At 74.6% G+C, this 2,246-nt stretch carries 3 protein-coding genes; 1 reads left to right on the top strand and 2 read right to left on the bottom strand.

What is annotated here, in order from left to right:
• Positions 1-182 precede the first annotated feature (182 nt).
• Positions 183-740: a hypothetical protein gene (locus E4099_RS31395; protein WP_135342491.1), complete on the top strand. Its 558-nt coding sequence runs from the start codon at positions 183-185 to the stop codon at positions 738-740.
• Positions 741-826: 86 nt separating this feature from the next.
• Here E4099_RS31395 and E4099_RS31390 read toward each other — a convergent pair whose 3' ends face one another.
• Together E4099_RS31390 and tsaE are read right to left on the bottom strand one after the other, a co-directional pair.
• Positions 827-1,012, bottom strand: coding sequence for a hypothetical protein (locus tag E4099_RS31390; protein ID WP_167828553.1), 186 nt, complete (start codon positions 1,010-1,012; stop codon positions 827-829).
• Between the two features lie 682 nt (positions 1,013-1,694).
• Positions 1,695-2,192 (bottom strand): tRNA (adenosine(37)-N6)-threonylcarbamoyltransferase complex ATPase subunit type 1 TsaE, encoded by a 498-nt coding sequence (gene tsaE / locus E4099_RS31385; RefSeq protein ID WP_342451962.1) that lies wholly within the window; start codon positions 2,190-2,192, stop codon positions 1,695-1,697.
• Positions 2,193-2,246: the final 54 nt, after the last annotated feature.

Below are 2,246 nucleotides of genomic sequence, written 5' to 3'. Positions count from 1 at the left end.
GCCTCGGGCAGGGCCGCGGGGTCCGCTCGAAACAGTGAATTCGCGACCGCCGGGACCCCTGCGCCGGGCGCCTGGCTCGGTCGGCGCTCCGTCCGTACAAGCACACCGGTGGGGCCGGCCGGGTGCTACGGTCACGGTTACCGGAGTAAGCGGGAGTACGGTCGTACGAAAGGTGACGCAGGGTGGCACGCAGTAGCGCCGGTCCCATCGTGGCAGGGCTCACCGCGGCGGCACTCGTCGTGGTCGGTGTCCTGGCCTACCAGGCCCAGGCGACCGCCCCCGACCATCGGTCCACGGCCCGGGCCGCCTCGCACGGCGGCGAGAAGGCCGATGGCAAGGGCAAGGGCAAGAAGGGCTCCACCAAGCTGCCCGGTGACTCGGGCACCGGCCGCCGGGTGGTCTACGCGGTGGGCGCGAAGCGGGTGTGGCTGGTCGGCGCCGACGAGCAGCCGGTGCGTACCTTCCCGGTCTCCCCCAGTTCGGTGGACCCCGACCCCGGCGCGTACGGGGTGACCTCGCGTTCGAGCGGGCTGGTCGGCTCCGATGGAGTCCAGGTCGAGCACGTGGTGGTCTTCCACCAGGCCGATGGCGTGGTGTTCGGCTTCAGCGCGGCGCTGGACGGTTCGGCCCCCGACCCGAACGCGCGCAAGAAGACCGGGGCGATCCGGGAGGCACGTGCCGACGGCGCGGCCATGTGGAGGTTCGCCACACCCGACACCAAGGTGGTCGTCGTTCCGTAGCGGCAGCGCGGTGCGCGGGAGTGTGAAACCCGTCGCGGGAAGGTGAGGGCTCCCGGCGAGCCCGCGGGGCGTCTGTCCCGTGGGCTTCAGGCCGCCTTGCGCTGGGTGGGCCGCGGTGCCCGCTCGTTCTTCTGTTCCGCGCGCCGCCTCTGATCCCGCTCCCGGGCCCGTTCGCTCTCGGACGGCCGCGGGGTGTCCTGTTCCGCCTGCTCGGCCGGTGGCGGTGTGGAGACCGCGTTCGCCGCCGCGCAGGACGCCAGCAGATCCCGCATGGACGGCTCCTGCGGGGGCGGCTGCTCGCCGCGTCCTCGGAGCGGTGCCGCAGGGGACTCTTGGGCCGACATGGATGCCTCCTGAGGGGCCGGAAGTCCAGAGGGCCACGGGGGACGAACAACTAAGTTAGGTACACCTAACCAGCCCTCTGCCTTCCATGTGACCACGCCCGACGCCACGGGCGCAACATCTTCCCGACGGCTTGTCGGAATCCGAGGGCGCCTGGTGGACACCCGTACGCCGTACGCGAGCCCCTACGCGGGACCGCGCGGCGTACGGCCGGATACGGACCGTCCATGAGCGCAGGGGCGCCAGGGGCGCGGGGGGAGGGCCGCCGGGACCGTTCGAGGACTTCGGGGGCCGGCTTGGTGCGGCGGGCCCTCCAGCTGCGCACCGGGCCGGGCGGACCCCACCGGCACACGCCAGACAGACCCCACCCGCACACTCACGGCACACCGGACCCGGGGCCGACCAGCGCCCGCGCCCTTTCCGGCGCGGCCGGGCGGACCCCACCGGCACACGCCAGACAGACCCCACCGGCGCACTCCCGGCACACCGGACCCGGGCCGACCGGCACTTGCACCCATTTCGGCGCGGCCGACCCCGTACCGGGTCCCCGGCACGCCCGACCTCCGCACCGGCCCCCTCGCGCGGTCCGGCGCCGCCGCCGGCCGGATCGGCTCAGTCGGTGGTCAGCACCGAGAGGTCCACCGAGGCCCAGCGGGCGCCGGTACCGGTCACCGTCACCTCACGGACGTCGTCGGCGCCGGGATCGTCCGCGGCGACCGCGTCCGCGCCGACCGTGCGCGCGATGACCACGTGCAGCCGGTCCTCCGACAGCTCCTCGACCTTGCCGTCGCCCCACTCCACGGCCACCACGGAGTCCGGCAGCGACACATCCAGGTCCAGGTCCTCCATCTCGTCCAGGCCGCCGCCCAGCCGGTACGCGTCCACGTGCACCAGCGGCGGACCGTCGCCGAGCGAGGGGTGCACCCGGGCGATGACGAAGGTCGGCGAGGTGACCGCGCCGCGCACGCCGAGCCCCTCGCCCAGACCGCGGGTCAGCGTGGTCTTGCCGGCGCCCAGCTCGCCGGTGAGCAGCACCAGGTCGCCCGGGCGCAGCAGCGTGGCGAGTCTGCGGCCCAGCTCACGCATCTGCTCGGCCGTGGCGACCGTCACCCGGGTGGCGACGGCCGTGGCGCGGCCGGCGGCCGCCGGTGCGGCGGGCGGGGT

It is taken from the genome of Streptomyces palmae, from assembly GCF_004684805.1.
Classification (GTDB): domain Bacteria; phylum Actinomycetota; class Actinomycetes; order Streptomycetales; family Streptomycetaceae; genus Streptomyces; species Streptomyces palmae.
This window is presented reverse-complemented; position numbering and strand designations above follow the sequence as displayed.